This is a genomic window from Paracoccus aurantiacus, from assembly GCF_007993065.1.
Classification (GTDB): Bacteria; Pseudomonadota; Alphaproteobacteria; order Rhodobacterales; family Rhodobacteraceae; genus Paracoccus; species Paracoccus aurantiacus.
Genome location: NZ_VOPL01000012.1, coordinates 13556 through 30812 on the forward strand (window position 1 = coordinate 13556; position 17257 = coordinate 30812).

The 17257-nt window shown below is 59.6% G+C and carries 20 protein-coding genes and 1 pseudogene; 12 read left to right on the forward strand and 9 right to left on the reverse strand.

The annotated features are described in order from the left end of the window. Positions 1-55 precede the first annotated feature (55 nt). The 5 genes from FQV27_RS17625 (at position 56) to FQV27_RS17645 (ending at position 4201) form a co-directional block, all read left to right on the forward strand. A complete protein-coding gene (locus FQV27_RS17625) occupies positions 56-1375 on the forward strand; it encodes an Nramp family divalent metal transporter (RefSeq protein ID WP_147101086.1) in 1320 nt (439 codons plus the stop codon). Between the two features lie 97 nt (positions 1376-1472). After that, positions 1473-2066 (forward strand): SCO family protein, encoded by a 594-nt coding sequence (locus FQV27_RS17630; RefSeq protein WP_147101089.1) that lies wholly within the window; start codon positions 1473-1475, stop codon positions 2064-2066. Positions 2067-2071: 5 nt separating this feature from the next. Next, positions 2072-2545 (forward strand): copper chaperone PCu(A)C, encoded by a 474-nt coding sequence (locus FQV27_RS17635; RefSeq protein WP_119806489.1) that lies wholly within the window; start codon positions 2072-2074, stop codon positions 2543-2545. Then, the gene (locus tag FQV27_RS17640) at positions 2542-3144 is read left to right on the forward strand and encodes an SCO family protein (protein WP_147101091.1); all 603 of its coding nucleotides are present in this window, start codon (positions 2542-2544) and stop codon (positions 3142-3144) included. The genes FQV27_RS17635 and FQV27_RS17640 overlap by 4 nt, the downstream gene beginning before the upstream one ends. Before the next feature lie 124 nt (positions 3145-3268). Next, a complete protein-coding gene (locus FQV27_RS17645) occupies positions 3269-4201 on the forward strand; it encodes a cation diffusion facilitator family transporter (RefSeq protein WP_119806487.1) in 933 nt (310 codons plus the stop codon). A gap of 472 nt (positions 4202-4673) precedes the next feature. Here FQV27_RS17645 and FQV27_RS17650 read toward each other — a convergent pair whose 3' ends face one another. Beyond that, positions 4674-4922 (reverse strand): metal-sensitive transcriptional regulator, encoded by a 249-nt coding sequence (locus FQV27_RS17650; protein WP_246133167.1) that lies wholly within the window; start codon positions 4920-4922, stop codon positions 4674-4676. 199 nt (positions 4923-5121) lie between these two features. Between FQV27_RS17650 and FQV27_RS17655 the strand changes: the two genes are divergently transcribed. The 3 genes from FQV27_RS17655 to FQV27_RS17665 are packed head-to-tail and all read left to right on the forward strand — an operon-like array spanning position 5122 to position 6939. Beyond that, a complete protein-coding gene (locus FQV27_RS17655; protein WP_147101094.1) occupies positions 5122-5586 on the forward strand; it encodes a DUF305 domain-containing protein in 465 nt (154 codons plus the stop codon). 43 nt (positions 5587-5629) lie between these two features. Next, the gene (locus FQV27_RS17660) at positions 5630-6430 is read left to right on the forward strand and encodes a MauE/DoxX family redox-associated membrane protein (protein ID WP_147101118.1); all 801 of its coding nucleotides are present in this window, start codon (positions 5630-5632) and stop codon (positions 6428-6430) included. A 50-nt stretch (positions 6431-6480) separates the two neighbouring features. Next, entirely contained in the window at positions 6481-6939 is a 459-nt protein-coding gene (locus FQV27_RS17665) for a DUF305 domain-containing protein (RefSeq protein ID WP_119806484.1), read from the forward strand. 259 nt (positions 6940-7198) lie between these two features. Here FQV27_RS17665 and FQV27_RS17670 read toward each other — a convergent pair whose 3' ends face one another. The 4 genes from FQV27_RS17670 to FQV27_RS17685 all read right to left on the reverse strand — a co-directional run bounded on the left by FQV27_RS17670 (position 7199) and on the right by FQV27_RS17685 (position 10489). Further along, positions 7199-7606: a PIN domain-containing protein gene (locus tag FQV27_RS17670; protein WP_147101097.1), complete on the reverse strand. Its 408-nt coding sequence runs from the start codon at positions 7604-7606 to the stop codon at positions 7199-7201. Then, positions 7596-7826, reverse strand: coding sequence for an AbrB/MazE/SpoVT family DNA-binding domain-containing protein (locus FQV27_RS17675; RefSeq protein ID WP_147101099.1), 231 nt, complete (start codon positions 7824-7826; stop codon positions 7596-7598). The genes FQV27_RS17670 and FQV27_RS17675 overlap by 11 nt, the downstream gene beginning before the upstream one ends. A gap of 78 nt (positions 7827-7904) precedes the next feature. After that, the gene (locus FQV27_RS17680) at positions 7905-9779 is read right to left on the reverse strand and encodes a relaxase/mobilization nuclease domain-containing protein (protein WP_147101101.1); all 1875 of its coding nucleotides are present in this window, start codon (positions 9777-9779) and stop codon (positions 7905-7907) included. Continuing rightward, entirely contained in the window at positions 9776-10489 is a 714-nt protein-coding gene (locus FQV27_RS17685; protein WP_147101103.1) for a ribbon-helix-helix protein, CopG family, read from the reverse strand. The genes FQV27_RS17680 and FQV27_RS17685 overlap by 4 nt, the downstream gene beginning before the upstream one ends. Before the next feature lie 470 nt (positions 10490-10959). On the opposite strand from FQV27_RS17685, the gene FQV27_RS17690 reads away from it, so the two are divergent. The 3 genes from FQV27_RS17690 (at position 10960) to FQV27_RS17700 (ending at position 13308) form a co-directional block, all read left to right on the forward strand. Beyond that, on the forward strand, positions 10960-11676 hold the full coding sequence (locus FQV27_RS17690) for a nucleotide-binding protein (RefSeq protein WP_147101105.1): 717 nt from the start codon (positions 10960-10962) through the stop codon (positions 11674-11676). 77 nt (positions 11677-11753) lie between these two features. Further along, a complete protein-coding gene (locus FQV27_RS17695; RefSeq protein ID WP_186827365.1) occupies positions 11754-12350 on the forward strand; it encodes a hypothetical protein in 597 nt (198 codons plus the stop codon). A 604-nt stretch (positions 12351-12954) separates the two neighbouring features. Next, positions 12955-13308 (forward strand): hypothetical protein, encoded by a 354-nt coding sequence (locus tag FQV27_RS17700; RefSeq protein ID WP_147101109.1) that lies wholly within the window; start codon positions 12955-12957, stop codon positions 13306-13308. 151 nt (positions 13309-13459) lie between these two features. On the opposite strand, the gene FQV27_RS17705 is transcribed toward FQV27_RS17700, so the two are convergent. The 3 genes from FQV27_RS17705 to FQV27_RS17710 form a co-directional block, all read right to left on the reverse strand. After that, the gene (locus tag FQV27_RS17705; protein WP_147101111.1) at positions 13460-13774 is read right to left on the reverse strand and encodes a hypothetical protein; all 315 of its coding nucleotides are present in this window, start codon (positions 13772-13774) and stop codon (positions 13460-13462) included. 75 nt (positions 13775-13849) lie between these two features. Beyond that, positions 13850-14017, reverse strand: coding sequence for a hypothetical protein (locus FQV27_RS18950; RefSeq protein ID WP_176805146.1), 168 nt, complete (start codon positions 14015-14017; stop codon positions 13850-13852). A gap of 22 nt (positions 14018-14039) precedes the next feature. Then, entirely contained in the window at positions 14040-14939 is a 900-nt protein-coding gene (locus FQV27_RS17710; RefSeq protein ID WP_090525204.1) for an ArdC family protein, read from the reverse strand. Positions 14940-15901: 962 nt separating this feature from the next. Between FQV27_RS17710 and FQV27_RS17715 the strand changes: the two genes are divergently transcribed. Continuing rightward, entirely contained in the window at positions 15902-16870 is a 969-nt protein-coding gene (locus tag FQV27_RS17715; RefSeq protein WP_186827366.1) for an IS110 family RNA-guided transposase, read from the forward strand. A gap of 139 nt (positions 16871-17009) precedes the next feature. Here FQV27_RS17715 and FQV27_RS17720 read toward each other — a convergent pair. Beyond that, positions 17010-17257, reverse strand: a pseudogene (locus FQV27_RS17720) (SAM-dependent methyltransferase); the annotation flags it as partial.

Here is a 17257-nt window from a genome sequence, read left to right on the forward strand (position 1 = left end):
GGCGGGTAGATTGTTAGCCTTAGCTAACTTTTCCTCTCGAAGAAGGTCGCGCCGAATGCCCCGTTCTGCCTGGCGCCATGAGCGCGACACCCCGTCCCTGTCCGAAGTGTTCCGCACGATCGCCGTGGGCGGCGGCACGACCCGCTTCCGGCGCTTTCTATCGTTTATCGGTCCCGGCTACCTGGTCGCCGTCGGATATATGGACCCCGGCAACTGGGCGACCTCGTTGGCGGGCGGTGCTGCATTCGGCTACACGCTGCTGTTCGTAGCCCTCCTGTCGAACATTATGGCGATCCTGCTGCAATCGCTTTGCGCCCGCCTCGCGGTCGCTTCGGGGCGCGATCTGGCGCAAGCGTGCCGCGATGCCTATCCCCGGTGGGTGTCGATCCCACTGTGGATCTTTGCCGAACTGGCCATCATCGCCACCGATCTGGCCGAGGTTATCGGTACCGCCATCGGCTTAAATCTCCTCTTCGGCATCCCCCTCGAAATCGGGATCTTCATCACCGCTGCTGACGTGTTCCTGATCCTGTGGCTTCAGAACAAGGGCTTCCGGTGGGTCGAGGCCTTCATCATCGCCTTGCTGGGAACGATCACTGTCTGCTTCGGGGTGCTGATCGCGCAGGCCGACCCCGAATGGGGTGCGGTGATCGCGGGCTTTGCACCAAGCCGGGAGATCATCGGCAATCCCGACATGCTGTATCTGGCGCTTGGCATCATCGGGGCCACCGTGATGCCGCATAACCTCTATCTGCATTCGGGGATCGTACAGACGCGCGCCTACGGGCTGGACCTGCCCTCCAAACGAGAGGCCCTGCGATTGGCAACTTGGGATTCGACCATTGCGCTGATGTTCGCGCTGCTGATCAACTGCGCGATTCTCATCCTGGCCGCTGCAGCCTTTTATACGGCCGGGGAAAACAACGTGACCGAGATCGACAAGGCGCACCTGCTTCTGGAGCCGCTTCTGGGATCGTCCATCGCTCCGGTCCTGTTTGGGATTGCGCTGCTATGTTCGGGTCTCAACTCGACCGTGACCGCCACAATGGCCGGACAGATCGTCATGGAGGGCTTTGTCCGGCTGAGGCTGCAACCCTGGTTGCGGCGCCTGATCACCCGGGGGTTCGCAATCCTGCCCGCGACCGTGGTGATCCTGATCTACGGCACAGAGGGTACCGGACAATTGCTGATCCTTAGTCAGGTCGTGCTGTCCTTTCAGCTGCCCTTTGCAATCGTGCCCCTGGTGATGTTTACCGCCAGCCGCGCCAAGATGGGGCCGATGGTATCCCCGCGCTGGCTGACCGGCCTGTGCGCCCTGATCGCCGTCACCATCATCGTGCTGAACGTGAACCTGTTGGCGACAGTTCTGGGCTGACTTTGGTGTCACCAATGCGTGACGGCAGGCTTTCTCGCTTGAAGCTCATGTGGCTAGAGGCTTTAGGCCTCGGGAAACGATCACGGATGCAGGCAACATGCGGCTGACCACGCTTCAAAAATTTCTCTGGGCGGCTGTTGCCGTGGCGCTGGTGGCTGTCGGCGCGGTCTTTCTGCTCGTCGACCGCAGCCCCGAACCGATCGCTCAGGCGGCGTTTCGTCCGACCTTCAGCCTACCCGACGCGGGAGGACGTCTGCGCACCCCGGCCGATTTCGAGGGCAAGCATCTTCTGGTATTTTTCGGGTTCACGAACTGCCCTGATATCTGCCCGACCACCTTGGCCGAGGTGGCTCAGGTCATGGACGATCTGGGTGATCAGGCAGGCAAGGTGCAGCCGCTGTTCATTTCGATCGACCCCGAGCGCGACCGGGAAATGGGTCTTGCCGAGTATACCGAGGCGTTTCATCCCTCAATCCTGGGCCTTGCCGGAGATGCGGCACAAACCCGCGCTGCGGCGGACAGTTTTCGCATCTATTACGAGCGTGAAGCCAATTTGGAGGCTCTTGATGTGTATGCCATGTCCCACAGCCCTGGTCTTTATCTGATCAGCCCCGAGGGGGACTGGCTTGGCCAGTTCACCTACGGCACGCCCGCATCCGAAATCGTCGCCGACCTTCAAGCCAGATTGTGACCCACATGAAACGCATCTTCGCCACCCTCGCCCTGATCGCCGCCGCGGGCCCTGCCCTGGCCTGCGAAACCGTGACGGTCGGTCCCCTGGAGGTCTCTCAGGCATGGTCCCGTGCCTCCATTGGCACAGCGCGGCCCGGCGTGGTCTATCTGACCATCCGAAATTCCGGCACGGCAGATGATGCACTGATGTCCATCACCACACCTGCAGCAGATATGCCCATGCTGCACCAGACGGTCATGACCGACGGCGTCGCCTCGATGCCCCATGCGATGGAGGTTCCGGTCCCCGCAGAGGGCCAGGTCGCGCTGGAACCGGGGGGTTATCACGCCATGCTGATGGAGCTGACACAGGTATTGGAAGAGGGCGAGACCTTTCCCGTGACCCTGACGTTCCGAGATGCGGGTAAGGTGACCATCCCTGTCACTATCCAGAATATCGGCGCCAGCGAACCCACCTGCCCCTCACCCGACGAATGAAGCCTCCAACCCTGATGCGCGTCGGCGTCGTAGCAGTTGCCGCGGTATTGTTCATGCTCGTTCTCGGTTGGTGGCAGACACGCGATGGGGATCGGCAGGCGGCGGGCATCCTGCCGTTGCCGATCAATCAAATGTCCTTTGCCCTGACGGACCAATCGGGCGACACGGTTCAACCCAAGGATTGGCTCGGCCGTCCGACGATGGTGTTTTTCGGCTTTACTTGGTGCCCCGACATCTGCCCGACCACGTTGAGCGATATCTCGATCTGGCTGGAAGAGATCGGTCCCGAGGCCGACCGGATGAACACGGTGCTGATTTCGGTCGATCCGGGGCGGGATACGCCTGAGATCCTGGGCGATTACTTGTCGAATTTCGATCCCCGGATCATCGGCCTGACAGGCCCTCTGCCCCAGATTGAACAGGCCGTCGATGGGTTTCGAGCGTCATTCAGGAAAGTGCCCCAGGATGACGGTGATTACACGATGGATCACACGGCGGGCGTGTTCCTGTTCGATGCTGATGGACGCTTTGTCAGCATCATCGATTATCATGAGGACTATCGCTATGCGGTGCCGAAGATCCGCCGCGCATTGGAATAGCAGGATCTCGCGTTGGATAGATCGGATATGGGACCCTGTCCCGATGAATTCCGATTGTTTTTAGATTTGCGCTTGGTCAGGATACGAACAGCAATGACATCGACAACAGCCTTGGAGATGAAACATGCCACATGGTGAGGGTCACACGCATCTCGATGCCTCCAGCGGCGATCGCCGCGTATCGCTGGCGATATGGGCCAATGCCCTCCTGACAGTTGCTCAGATTATCGGCGGCCTTCTGTCGGGCAGCCTGGCACTGATTGCCGATGCGCTTCACAATTTCTCGGATATGGCGTCGCTGGTCATCGCCTTCGCCGCTCGCAAGATCGCCCGCCGTCCAGCAGATGCTGCCATGACCTTCGGGTATGGCAGGATCGAAATCGTCGCCGCCTTGATCAACTACACGACGCTGATCCTGATCGGGGTCTACCTGCTCTACGAAGGCGGCATGCGGTTGATCGACCCGCCGCAGGTGGCCGGTTGGACCGTCGTGATCCTCGGTGGCGTGGCGCTGGTCATCGATACGCTGACGGCCTTTTTGACCTGGTCGATGCAAAAAGGCAGCGTCAACATTCGCGCACTGTTTCTGCACAACCTGTCCGACGCTCTTGCATCAGTTGCAGTCATAGTCGGTGGCACATTGATCCTGCTCTACGACCTGTGGTGGGTCGATCCGGCCATCACGATCGGGATTGCTCTTTATATTCTTTATCTGGCGGCGACCGAAATTGGCGATCCGATCCGGACGCTGATGCTGGGCAGCCCCCCGGACATGGATGGAGATGCCGTTGTCCGCACACTTCGCGAAACAGAGGGCGTCCAGGATGTCCACCATGTCCATCTCTGGCAGATGCAGGAACACGATGCCGCGCTCGACTGCCACGTGATCCTGACCGACCAGGGATGGCGCAGCATCGAGGCTGTGAAGGCAGCGATCAAACACCGCCTGAGTGAGCAGTTTGCCATCTTGCATTCGACCCTCGAGTTCGAAAGGCCAGATCACGCGCATCAGGGCGCTCAGCTGTTTGGACATGAGAAAGGTGACTTGTCGTCGTGACCATGACGATCTGATGCTGGAGGATGCCAAAGGCCCTCGCTGAATGAACGGACTATAGTCTCTTCGCGTCGATGCTGTTCTACAGCTGTGAAACAGTTTGCCCAAGAGATGTGACTATAGCTAGTGTTCCACACCTGACGCATGAATCCCATCGGGGGAGCGGCAACGTTGCGCCGCACACTGTTAGAGCGTCGCCCACACATTCCAGACGGGGAATCCACTGTCAGGCGGGCAATACTAGAACCGTAATTGCCGATCCCGAAGACAGCCTGCGAGTGTCAAGCAAAAACGCTATTTTGACCTTTTGCCCGACCAAAAGGTCATACTGCTTTCACAGGCGGGCAAACGCATTCACAAGCGGCAGTTCCAAAGCTGTAACGCGGATCACTGAATGCCCGCCTCTCCTGCACCTATCTCACAGTGTTCAAAAACGATGAATGTTGACGCCTCCAAAGTAGCCTGACCGGATACTTTACCGCGACGCCTTTTGCAGAAGCCCAATTAGCTCGGCAAACTTCGCGCGCTGTTCTTCAGGGTCACCGCTTTGGATGGCGGTTTCGACGCAATGCTTTGCGTGGTTTTCCAGGATAAGCTTTTCGACACCAAGGATCGCAGAACGGATTGCCGCGGTCTGCGCCAGAATGTCCATGCAGTAGCGGTCCGCCTCGACCATACCGGCGACCCCTCGCACCTGTCCTTCCAGCCGGGAAAGCCGGTCCAACGTCCTGTCCTTATTTGCCTTCACGTTTCGCGTCTCCCTGCATTCTGGAACCTGCCATCGACTTTCTTGTTATATACCCCATATGGGTATAAGAGCGAGGCAAGCGATGGCACAGAAAGAAGACATTACAGTGGATCGACGCGCGACGCATCACGATAGGTCTGACAGCCAGGGAGGCGGATACGGACGGTTCCTTTGGATGATCATGACTTCTACGGTCGTGATGTTCGGGCTGATGTATCTCAATACCTATTCGCTTGATCATGTTTTCTTCTCGCAGACCCGTATGTGGATGGCCCTCTACATGGGGGGCATCATGGCGATCATCATGCTCGCCTTTATGCTGGGAATGTATGCCAACAGACGTGCGAACGTGGCGATCTTCGTCGGTGCCTTGGCCGCGTTTGCACTTGGCCTTGGGATGGTCCGGTCACAGGCGACGGTCAGCGATGTGGCGTGGATGAAAGCGATGATCCCACACCACTCCATCGCGATCCTGACCAGCAAACGTGCCAATATCTCTGACCCCCGCGTGCGGGCACTCGCCGATGCGATCATTGACGCGCAGCGCGCCGAAATTGCGGAAATGAAGCTCTACATTGCGGATATCGAGGCGAATGGAGATGCGCCTGCAGGCACCCCCCGCGATGAGCAATACAAGTGACCGACGGCAGATAAACGGAGAGCATCTCATGCCGACTGCAGATATGATCGATGGCCCGGAGACAGCCCGCGCCAAAAGCAAAAGCCCGGAAAAGACCGCGTCACTCTATCGGATGGTCATGCCAGGCCATCTTTGCCCTTTCGGCTTGAAATCCAAATCCATGTTGCGGCGCAAAGGTTACACCGTCGATGACAACTTGCTGACGACCCGCGACGAAGTGGACGCCTTCAAGCAAGCGCATGGCGTTGCTACAACGCCAATCACCTTCATCGACGGCGAACAGGTCGGCGGCTACACCGACCTGAAGAAGCATTTCGGCCATAAGGTTCTGGGCAAGGACGAGACCACCTATATGCCCGTCACCGCGATCTTTTCCGCCACGGCGTTAATGGCGCTTGCCATCGTGATGAACCTTTACGACGGCCTTCCATTCCTCACGTTCCTCAAGTGGTTTTTCGCCGCCTCGATGGTCGTTCTTGCGATCCAGAAGCTGCAGGATGTAGAGGGCTTCGTGAACGGCTTTCTCGGCTACGATCTGCTGGCCCGGAAATACGTCCCCTACGGCTTTGCCTATCCTTTCGCCGAACTCTATGCGGGCGTGGGCATGATGGCTCTGATCGGCTCCAGTTCCGCTTTGATCTGGCTGGTGGCACCGGTTGGCATCTTCATCGGCACCATCGGTGCGGTGAGCGTCATCAAAGCGGTCTATATCGAAAAGCGTGACCTGAAATGCGCCTGTGTTGGCGGCGGATCGAATGTGCCGCTTGGGTTCATTTCACTTAGCGAGAACCTGATCATGCTCGGCATGGGGCTCTGGATGCTGGCGATGTGGATCCTGGCCTGAAACGTCCCTCACAAAATTTTTTATGTCGATGAAAACCGGAGAGTTCTAAAATGAACATGACAACGACCGCCTTCGCAGCTGCCATTGCGGCATTTGCACTTTCAGCACCGGCCCTTGCGCAGGATGCCGAGTTCCGACTTCCCGAACAATGCACGACTGCCTCTGCATCAGGGGAAATGGATCATTCGGCAATGGGCCACGGTGGTCAGGCGGACGATACGGTGCCCGAGAGCACCAATATAGGTTCAATGCCAGAACATGTGCGGGAAAACATGCGCAGGATGGCAATCACCATGCCAGCAATGGAAGAAGGTCTTATGCATGAGGATGCCGATGTGGCATTCGCCTGTGCCATGATCGCCCACCACCAAGGCGCAATCGACATGGCGCAGGTTCTGCTCGAGCATGGCGATGACCCGCAGATGATCGAACTTGCAGGCGAAATTATTGCCGCACAGGTTGGTGAGATTGAAAAGATGGCCACCTGGCTGGTCGAGAACGCCGAGTGATAAGGGTTTGGCTGCATGGTTTGAGACATGTAGCAATCTCTTTGACGTATCTCGCAAGAACAATTCTTTGATCAACACGACCAGTGGCGCAAACGCAATAAATTCATGCTTTGTGCCGCTTAGCAGACGCTGGTGTCGATGGCAGCGAGTGTCTGCTTTCCGCCCAAACTTTCATAGGCCAGCGAGGGAAAACACGCCGACCCTGCACCTAAGCTGGACGGGTGATCACATGGCGATCCATTATAGATAGCTGCGCGGATCATATTTGCGCGGCGAATGGATTACGGATCGTGATCCTGTCAGCCACCCTGAACCCGTCCTGCATGTCCTCGGAAAGCACGGTGTCACAGCCAGCCAGCAGCCCCGCCGCGACGATCATCGCGTCATAGACCGACAGCGCGTGCTTCCGCGCCAGGGCAATGCCCAGATCATGCGTCTCATAGGTCAGCGGCTCGACGGTCAAAAATTCCCGGATCATGAGCAGAAATTCATCGCTCTGCGACCAGCTCATCCTGAACTTCCGCTGCGTGACATTCGCGATCTCGTTCAGCACCTGCACGCTGACGGTTCCACCGTCACGCAACAACCCTTCGGCAATGTCAGCCTTGGTGTGGTCGTCAGAGAGCAGATAAAGCAGGACGTTCGTGTCGAAGAACCTACCTGGCATTCGCCTCGTCCCGGTCGAACCGATAGCCCTCGGGCATCAATCCGCGAAACTCGCGCAGGCGAGCCAGGATTTCTTCGGGGTCACGGCGTCTATGAACCTCAAAATGCCCGGCATCGGCCGCGGTAATCTCGATCTCGTCGCCCGCCTTCAACCCGAGCTCCTGGACTATCCGCGCAGGTAGGCGGACGGCCAGAGAGTTGCCCCATTTCGCGATCTGCATGATTTGGGCTCCGCCTTGAATGATACACATCGCTAAGAATGTATATCTTGATGGCCGGCGGTTCAATCGGCGTTGCGATTACAACTCGTGACCGAGATCCTTGCGACTTGAGACGTGATGCTCGTCGGCCTCCTGTTCGGCCATCTTCTCTTTGACCTGCCGGGTCTGGGCGAGGGTCATGCCGACTGACTGATGGGATTCGCCCACCGCGGCCACAGCGCGCGCGATAGCCCGACGCTGACCCGCGTCCGGGAAATCGACGGCAAGGGCGTTGGTGTCACCCGTCGCGATCCGCGCCATGGCATTCTCGCCATAGCGTTCACGGAAGTCGGCGCCGAAGCGCGCAGCGTGCTCGTCATTCTGAAACTCGACCTTGCCATGCTGGGCGAGGGCATCGGCCATGGCAGACAGGGTGCGGGTGAGCTTGTCGTTCGTGGCTTCCTGCTCGATCGGCACCGCACGGGAAATCGTGCGGGCAGCAGCCGCATAGAAGGTGTCGACCAGATCGGCCGCCCTGCCCCGCCCGTCCTCGGAAGACAGATCGATCTTCTTCGCGTCGGCCACGGCCAGAATATCGGCCTTGATCCACTCGCGCTCCTGCCAGGCATTCGCAGCCCCGGTCTCCATACGGGACTGAATCACGCTCGGATCGAGACCTGCCTTCTCTGCGGCCGCGCCGATCTGTGCTGTCATTTCCTTCATGCCTTCCGGCCCGACGGCCTTGTGCTTGTCCTGGACGGTGATACGGGTCTCGTCCATCTGCGCCTGATAGACCGGCGTGCGCGGGGCGTGGTGCATCAGCTGCGCGCCGCGATTATCGCCCAGATCGCGCACGATCTCCGAGGCAATACCGTAGAGTTCCTCACGCATTTCGCGCTGCTCCTGCACGGGCAGGCGCGAAATGTCCTTCTCGCTTTCATCCAGCCAGTTCCCGAAGGCAGTGGCCAGATCGCCGCGATTGCGGATGGTTTCAGCGTCCATGACGATCTCCTGATTTCTGTGATTGATAATGCCGCCCTGTTCCAGCAGGTCGGCTGCGGCCTCGATCTTCCGGGCCAGGTCCTCGTCGCTGATGAGCGTGGCCATGACCGCGAGACTGCGCAGCGTCTCGATATTGCGCTGAATGTGATCGAGGGCATCGCTGAGCGCCCTGCCCTGGCGGCGGGCCTCGACGGGCTCACGGCCTTCACGCGCAGCCCGCTCGATCTCGGCCCGTGACGGCCCATAGGTCAGGACGCCCCGGTCCAGGCGGCTGCTCTTGTCCAGAAACATGCCCTGCCCGGCGGCGATCTCGACCAGCCGTTCCTTCATGAAATCCAGATTAAAGGCGTGGTCCTTCGCCATATAGAACCAGTCGCCATTCTCCAGGCCCCGGTTGTTCACGACGACATGGACATGCCTGTTGACCCGATCGGTGTGCAGGGCCGCAACATAGGCCCATTCCTCGCCATCCGAATGCAGACCGGACTGGAACATCTCCATGCACCATTCTTCGACCACTGGCCGGCCGCGCTCCCCGCTCACATCGAAGGGGAAGGAAACCAGCAGATGCGTGGTATGGCCGTTCTTCGGATCGCCGGTCCATTCGTCAGACCACTGATCGACGATCACCTTGCGCTGATCGCCGTTCAGCGTCCGGGCGCGCGGGTCCAGATCGGCCATGTTGCCGAACACCGCCGCTGCCTTGGAAAAGAGGTAATCCAGCTGGTTGCCAAGCTGCTTTCCGGTGTGCGTGCCGCCATTGTGGATCTTCTTCAGCACCACCGCATTCGAGCCCTGGGCGACGCGCCACAGGCCCGCCGCCCGCCCGGAAAATTTCGGCTTCGGGGTCATGAACCTGTCGAACTCGCGCGCGACCTCGGCCTGCTGGAAGGCCAGCATACCCGCCCCGCCCTGCCAGATCGGAAACTCGATCTCGCCGATCAGCGCCTTTGCCAGCCCACCGTGATTCATGCTTCACCCTCGATGAAGGCTTTGAACAGTCGCACTCCACGACGCCGTTGCTCGCTGACCACCGCCTGAAGGAAGGTCCGGACCTTCGGCATGGTGAGCCGCAAATCGTCCAGGGCGTGCATCTGACCCTTCGCCAGCTTGATCTTCCGAGTGTTGGCAGCAAAGGCGATCTGGTTGATGTTGACGCCAATCTTGTGAAGCTCGTGTTTGATTGCCTCAAGCTCCGCCGCCTGTTCAGGCGGAAATTCGAGCATCCCGACACTGGATCGCAGCAAGGTGCGCAGCACATCGGAACGACTTTCTGTGCCAAGAACCCCTTTCAGCCTGTCCAACTGGTGCACCTCCTCGGGGGATAGCCGCACGGTAACGACACTTCCATAGGTCGTGGTCGCCTCGGATTGACGCAGTTTCAGGGCCTTTTCCTTCTTGATCGCCTCAGGCGCGGCACCAACCGCGTCAGCAACCGTGGAAACAGCCCCGCCCGCCTTCAACTGGCGGATGGCCTCTGCCTTCTGGTCTTTCGTCAGCGATTTACGCGCCATCAATAGTCTCCTGACGATGGCGGTCAGACGGCTTGTATACATTCCGCATTTCCTGCCACTTCCCCATATGTGCCAGAGTAGCCCAAGATCGCCCATCAAACAATCGGAAATCGCGGCCGCAGGCTGCGTCGATTGAGGCGATCGCAGCGGTTGCTCGGTGCGGCACATATGGTCCGTTTGCTTACCCCCCAGGGAGTGTCGCCATCGCGACACCGCTTCAGGCGCGCGCAGAGCGCCGTCAGAGGGCCATTCAGGACCAAGCCGCAGGGGTGATAGCCAAACCCCGCCAGCAGGCCCCACGCGCCCTCTCCGTGCGGCCTAGCTCCGGCACCAACAACGGATCGCGCAGTACGGTTTACGGATGTTGCTTGTTGGATTTCGTATGTCGTATGTTGCAGCCACTTTTGCTCAGCGCCTGCCATTTTATATCGCATCACGCATCTCGCATAACGTTTGTTGCACCGCGCAGGTCGTTTGTAGCAGTTCGCAAATTGGAGCACGTATCCCGCATGAGGCATATTGCTTGACGTATTGCGTATCTAGGAGACTGTATCGCGTTTGCGGTACAGCGCTTGTCGCTTTTCGGTTATCGTGTTACGCATCAAGGACACCGCATCACGCAGAACGGATAGCGCATCATGGGCACAGGCAGACGAATCATCGCAGTCATGAACAAGAAAGGTGGCTGCGGAAAATCGACGCTCGTGCGCGGTCTTGCTTCTGTGGCCATCGACCGAGGCGAGCGTGTGACGATCTTCGACACTGACAGCAACCAGGGCATCGCTGAATGGATGAACGAAGCGCGCAGCCAGGGCTATTGGCATGACCGGATCAATGTGATCGGCACATTGAGCGCCGAGAAGGTGCTTGAGGACATTCAGGCGCTATACGAAGGGCCGGAAGAGAATCACCTGATCCTGATCGATACTTTCGGCGGTGGATCAGAAGCGCATGACGAAATGGCGATGACCGCGCATCTGATCGTCTCGCCCTGCCGCCTGTCATCGCAGGATGTGCGCGACACCACTTCAACCGGCATCTGGCATGAAAAACTGAAAACCCGCGTCGATGATCCCGATCATGTGCCGCCTTTCCGTGTGGTCGGAAGCCATGTCGGCAAATCTATCAGCGAATCCGCGAAGACGCAGATCGCGATCATGTTCGAGACGCTGCCGACACTGGAAGATTTCGTGCTGGACCGGGCCTGCTACGAGCGCATGAACGACACCGGGCTTCTGGGCGTCATCCGTGACAAGCACCCGAACCGAAGCCTCGTGCAATCAATCGTACCAGGCCTGACCGAAATGGGCGAATTGCTCGACCAGTTCGACACGATCATCAAGGAGAATGCGTAATGGCCAATCTCAAGGCACGCGGGTTGGTTCTCAAGCGAGATGACCGTTTCGCGGCGCGTCTCGATGTGGCAAAGCCGGTGGCTGCGCCGCAACCGGCCGAGAAGCCCGCGCCGAAACCATCCGCGAAGAAATCAGCATTAACCCCGAGACCGAAACCAGCCGACAGCCCGCAAGATAAGCCGGCGAAGCCGCCGATTTCCGCACCGATCACGGCGTCTGAACCAGATGCCGCCTCTGAAAGTTCCGCACCCGCAGAGGCTCGCAAAACCACTGAGGACATGAAGGCGCCGGGCGAAGCGGGCAGGGGGCCGAAGGTAAAGCTGCGCGCCACATTCCGCTGCCCGTCCGACCTGGCCGAACGGGCAACAGCCTGGGCGGAAAAGGCCCGCTGTCCGGTAAGCGCGGTGTTTCGCAAGGCCATGGGCGAGTTACGTCCGCAACTGATCGAGAGGATCGAGGCCGGTATCGAATACAGCGAGATGCCCAGCGATCGCATGACGGATGCCAGCCATCAGTTTGACACCTCGATGATGATCAGCCAGGCTGCCTATGAACGGTTGGCGAAAGAGATCGATCCGGAGGCCATGACCGGGATCGAGGCCCCGATGTCACGTTGGGTGCGGGCACAATTTCTGCCGCATTTCGACGCCTGGCTTACCAGCAAGGGCCAATAACCACCCACACGTCCATTACCCCGATAATGTTCCACTACCTCCCTGACTGGCGCCATTTTAATACCGTCATGATAACTGCAGATTATCGTGAGTAATGGCACTTCCAAGCACATGCCCAAGTGCTCCGCAGTAGGCACTCATGACGCGGATAAGCGCTATGTCACCCTCGCTATACAGGGGTGCAATGACCGGCCCTGCAAGGAATGCCTGTCAAAAATTGAAGCCGTAAGCTCAAATCCTCAACCATAGATGCTTGTGAGGTCCGCGCGGATGCGCGGCCCACTATGATCAGGTGACGCGCCGGGGGATCGACACGGGCAAGCCCGTGCTCACCCCCGGCGCGACGATTATTCATGTTCATGAGTTGTCCGCCAGCACCCCTGGTTCTGCCCGTCAAGGGGCAAGCGTCGCCTTCGGTGCCGTCTTCCAGGCGGGCCGTGTCCTCGCCGCAGGCGGCTGCGGGCCGCACCACCCCGCCTTGCAGACCCCTTGACTGTCAGCCCCAGGGCCGCGGGCAGGGCTTCGCCCTCCCGCTTCGCCCGGAAAAACCTGTGGTTTTCCGGGCGAAGCGAAAGGCCGCGCCCATAGCTGACGGATGGACAGGATGAATAACGCAGAGCGTTTTATTAAGGTGCAGCAGCTGGTCAAGGCGATCTATGACACAGATTCAACCGATGCTGTTGTGGTAATGGGTGTGATCCTGGAGGAATGGCGTGTTGGCGCTCCGCTGGTCGCATTCGAAGATGACGAAGATGAGGCATCGTCTTGGGCGGCGCTTGCGACCTTCGAAGAGCTTCGCGCCTATTTCATCGCTGCTGGTCGGCGGTTGGCGAAATATCCGCTTGGTCAGAAGGGTACTGCACGGCTCGCCCAAAGGATGCTGGCGGAGCTGGCGCCCGAGGATCGCGTTGCGGTGCTTCTGGAGCTGAACGACATGGATACGGCGGGTCGGGCCTGAACAGGGCAGGGCGGTCGGCTTTCCGCCAGAGACCGGCGTTAACCTGGCCACCCTGGCGATGCCGAAGGCGAACCGCCGCCCGCTTTCACGGACGCCGATTTCCATGAAAATGCCGCCCTTCGGGGCGGCAGGCTAATCCTTACAACAGGGATTAAAGGTTGCGGGCGGTCGCGAGGGCCATCATGATCGCTGTGTGGTTGACCTGAAGATCGTTGCCTATTTCCTCGTAAGATCTGGACCAGTCAATCGACACCTGCAGAAGCGCGTCCATGACAGCAAAGGCACCCTTGCGGGTTCGGCGGTCTCCGCCGCGCCCGCCACCGATATTCATGCCCGACGCAATATGAACGATATGCCAGCGTTTATGCAGCCGATATGTTCCGAGCCCGCCTGTACAATATGCGGTGACGGTTCTGTCGCCATGGATCTTGTTTGGAATGCTGACGGATTGCTGTTCGTGGGCCATGCTTTGGCTCCGGTTTTGAATGATTGCGGGAAAGGGCCGCGCCAAAAGGCGCGGTTTCGATGGCGGCGATCCGTGTCAGCCGATTTCCTCCAACAGCTTTTCGCCAGTGAAGGGACTGACCTCATAGATCAGGACCGAAAATCCGAATCTCTCAACGCGGATGCGTGCGCGGCGCTTGGCCTCGGCCAGCGTTTCGCAGCGGATTGGCAGATCGTCGGGATGGTCGCGCAATTCATAGAACATGGCATTACCTCCGATGGGCCGCTCACGCGGCGGCCCTGTCTTCGGTGGCGTCGGCCTCATCAGTTGACGCGGCTTTCAGCAACCAATCGGCGGCCTTCTGTGCTTCCGATGCCGCTTTGAAGATCAGGCGCTTGTCGTCGGCCAATGCCCGCAGCCAGCTTTTCAGATAGGCCGCCGACTGGTCGAAATCGGGTGTCAGCCCAAGGCTCGCGCAAACCATGCAATTTCCGACCTCGGCCACCAACTCCTCGAACGCAACGGCCTTCCGGTCAGTGAAACGGCCAAAGCGATCAAGCCGCGACTTGTGGCCCGTCCAATGCGTTGCCTCATGGGCGAGGGTGGCATAGTACCCGCCTGCGCTGTGAAAGGTCGCCACGGGCGGCATGTGGATGTAATCCTCGCCGGGGACGTAATAGGCGCGTGGCTCGTCACTGTGGCGAATATCGGCACCCGTCCCGGCAAAGAATGCGTCAAGCTCGGCATCGGCTTCGGTGCCAAGGTCGCGGGCAGGATCGGCAGGCTTCGCCTGAAAATCCGCCGGCAATCCGTCGATCTGCTCGGCGTTGAAAACACGATAGGCTTTCAGATATGGAACGCGCTTGTCTGCGCCGGTGTCCTCGTCCTTGCGATCAACCGTGCCATATTTCACAACGGTTGATGATTTCTCGCCCTTGCGGACCTGCCCGCCTGCCTCCTGCGCTTGGCGATAGGTGAACCAATAGGCGCTGCGATAGCCGTTTTCCTCGGCGGCCAGCCAGAGCATCAGCACATTGATGCCGCGATAATATTCGCCATTGGCGCGGCGCGGAAAAGGTGCGCCGCCCGCTTCTCCGGTCCATGGTTTGCGCCATGCGGGCGTACCTGCCTCAATGCTGCGGATGATCTGGTCGGTGATGGTCTGGTAAAGATCGAAAGTTGCCATTTGTGGCCTCCTTTTTTCGCGACGATCCCGCCTTGGTCTTTTGCCTCGGTCGGGGTGCCCATAATGGGCGAAGGTTTCAGGCGAGAAGCGCGCAGCGCGCCCTCTCCTGAAGCCTTGCCAGGTGGCGAACCGGGCCGGTGAATTTCCAAAGGCGGCGCAGCCGGGACCGGAGCCACGCGCAGCTGCACGGAACCGAAGCCGCAGGCGAAGGTGGAGGAAGCGAGCATGGCGAGGACCCACCCTTTGGAAAGAGGGCCGGAACAGGCCCTCAATCCAGGACGCGGCGCGCGCCAGCGTGACGTGGCCCAGGCAAAGCCGGGGCGTTCGGCCTCCGGACGAATCCTCCGGCCGACGGCAGCCCGCGCATAGGCGCGGGCTACCAGATCCTGATCGGCATTAGTTGCAGGGCGATGCGATCGCCATTGGCGCCCGCGCCAGTGACCGTCACCCGAATGGGCCGAGACGGGCAGGGCAGGGCGACCAGGACCGGCGCGCGAGGATCTGGCTCGGGACGAGACAGACCGCAGAAGCCGCAGCCGGTCGCATCGCCCTGAATGGCTCGGATCGAGGGCGCGCAGCGGCCGAGATTAGGGCACGGTTCCCGGACGAAGGAGGGGGAGGCGCAGAAAGGAGTTTTCCGGCAGGCACATCAGAACCCGCAAAACGCTATCCACAATACGGTAACCGACAAGCAGAAAGAAAAGGGGCTGTCTGCCCCTCGCCGCATATGCGGCTCACCCCGAGGATTATGCGTGAGTCATTGTCTCCGCTTTCCACACTGGAAAAGTAGAGGCAGTCGGTTTCTGGGACGGCCATCCCAGGAACTGGTGACGGGCGGGCCTCCCCGAGGAATGACCCGACGTGCGGTCGCAAAATATCTTGCCTCCCGTCACATCTGTCAGGCCATCCGAACGGTAGAAGTGCCTTCGCGGCCGTGCGTAATCAAGGATCATGACAAGCATATGAGCAGCAACTTCCACGAAGGACATCGCACGAACATCATCGCGTTTGAGGTTTCTAAAGCGAGCCTGACCGTCCACAGCCTGCCCGACGACCAGCAGGTCACCATCCCAAACACCGCGCCTGCGGTCAGACGCTTGCTCAAAGCAAAAACGAAAGGCAGCAACCCTTTCGTGATCTGCGAGGCATCAGGTGGATATGAGCGACATGTTCTGAATTGCGCCGTCGAGGTGGGGCTTCCAGCTCATCGTGCGCATGGCACGCGGACACGGAATTTCGCGAAATTCTTGGGCCTCTCTGCCAAGACAGACGCGGTGGACGCGCGAATGCTCGCGCTATTCGCCGCCAAATCGGTCGATCTTCGGCTATGGCAGCCACCCGCCCCAGAAACGGCCGAGCTGCGTGGCTTGCGGCGGCGGCGCGATGATCTGGCACAGATGATCCGCATCGAGCAGAACAGGTTGGAGCATCCGCAGATCAAGCATGTGGAACGATCTCTGAAGCGTCATGTTCGGGCCATGAGCAACGAGATCAAGGAGCTTGATACTCAGATCGCCGCATTGGTCGCCGCAACGCCGGAGTTCCGCCAGAAGTCGGGCCTGCTGACGTCTGTGATCGGCGTGGGGCCAAAGACGGCAGCGGCCTGCCTGGCTTATCTTCCAGAGTTGGGGTCGCTGACCAAAGGAGAGGCCGCTTCGATTGTTGGTCTTGCGCCCCATGCTCAGGATTCAAGGACGCTGAAAGGACGACGTCGCATTTCAGGGGGGAGGCGTGAGGTCAGGTCGAGCCTCTATATGGCGGCATTGACGGCCCTCCGCCTCGATCCAGCGATGCAAGCTTTCGCGCACCGCCTGAAAGAGCGTGGCAGGCCCGCTAAAGTGGTCATCACCGCAATCATGCGAAAGCTCGCCGTCATCCTGAACGCGGTGCTCAAAACTGGAAAGCCTGCGCGTCGAGCTCATCCGGCATAGCGATTGCGGACCTTCGCTCGCCTGGCACGAACAACCGCAGTGCCGGACGAAGGGGCCGTTCGCTGCGGTATAAATGAACGGCCGCTTTTACCGCTTGGCTATACGCATCTGGAACATCGGTTAGAAACACGCCCGCGAGTCAGCGCTTCACCGCAACGAGATCAATCAGCGCCGACATCCCGGCATGCCCCTTCCCTTCCTCGATCTCGCAGTCGTAGGCAGCGAGGTGCAGGATCCGCATGTCGCCAAACCCTTCTCGCAGCATTTCCTCGGTGTACATGTTTTCCGCGTGGGGCGGCCCGCCGGTGCCGTAGGTGATCTGCTCGGGGCGATAGCCGTGCAGCATCAGCATGCCGCCCGGCTTGAGGGTCCGCTTTATGCCCTCGA

Bases quoted from the DNA above. Each gene is read 5' to 3' on its own strand.
- FQV27_RS17690 (WP_147101105.1), top strand. From the start codon at position 10,960: ATGGGCACAGGCAGACGAATCATCGCAGTCATGAACAAGAAAGGTGGC.
- FQV27_RS17645 (WP_119806487.1), top strand. From the start codon at position 3,269: ATGCCACATGGTGAGGGTCACACGCATCTCGATGCCTCCAGCGGCGAT.
- FQV27_RS17635 (WP_119806489.1), top strand. From the start codon at position 2,072: ATGAAACGCATCTTCGCCACCCTCGCCCTGATCGCCGCCGCGGGCCCT.
- FQV27_RS17715 (WP_186827366.1), top strand. From the start codon at position 15,902: ATGAGCAGCAACTTCCACGAAGGACATCGCACGAACATCATCGCGTTT.
- FQV27_RS18950 (WP_176805146.1), bottom strand. From the start codon at position 14,017: ATGTTCTATGAATTGCGCGACCATCCCGACGATCTGCCAATCCGCTGC.
- FQV27_RS17625 (WP_147101086.1), top strand. From the start codon at position 56: ATGCCCCGTTCTGCCTGGCGCCATGAGCGCGACACCCCGTCCCTGTCC.
- FQV27_RS17665 (WP_119806484.1), top strand. From the start codon at position 6,481: ATGAACATGACAACGACCGCCTTCGCAGCTGCCATTGCGGCATTTGCA.
- FQV27_RS17700 (WP_147101109.1), top strand. From the start codon at position 12,955: ATGAATAACGCAGAGCGTTTTATTAAGGTGCAGCAGCTGGTCAAGGCG.
- FQV27_RS17680 (WP_147101101.1), bottom strand. From the start codon at position 9,779: ATGAATCACGGTGGGCTGGCAAAGGCGCTGATCGGCGAGATCGAGTTT.
- FQV27_RS17640 (WP_147101091.1), top strand. From the start codon at position 2,542: ATGAAGCCTCCAACCCTGATGCGCGTCGGCGTCGTAGCAGTTGCCGCG.
- FQV27_RS17705 (WP_147101111.1), bottom strand. From the start codon at position 13,774: ATGGCCCACGAACAGCAATCCGTCAGCATTCCAAACAAGATCCATGGC.
- FQV27_RS17655 (WP_147101094.1), top strand. From the start codon at position 5,122: ATGATCATGACTTCTACGGTCGTGATGTTCGGGCTGATGTATCTCAAT.
- FQV27_RS17675 (WP_147101099.1), bottom strand. From the start codon at position 7,826: ATGCAGATCGCGAAATGGGGCAACTCTCTGGCCGTCCGCCTACCTGCG.
- FQV27_RS17630 (WP_147101089.1), top strand. From the start codon at position 1,473: ATGCGGCTGACCACGCTTCAAAAATTTCTCTGGGCGGCTGTTGCCGTG.
- FQV27_RS17670 (WP_147101097.1), bottom strand. From the start codon at position 7,606: ATGCCAGGTAGGTTCTTCGACACGAACGTCCTGCTTTATCTGCTCTCT.
- FQV27_RS17685 (WP_147101103.1), bottom strand. From the start codon at position 10,489: ATGTGCCGCACCGAGCAACCGCTGCGATCGCCTCAATCGACGCAGCCT.
- FQV27_RS17710 (WP_090525204.1), bottom strand. From the start codon at position 14,939: ATGGCAACTTTCGATCTTTACCAGACCATCACCGACCAGATCATCCGC.
- FQV27_RS17660 (WP_147101118.1), top strand. From the start codon at position 5,630: ATGATCGATGGCCCGGAGACAGCCCGCGCCAAAAGCAAAAGCCCGGAA.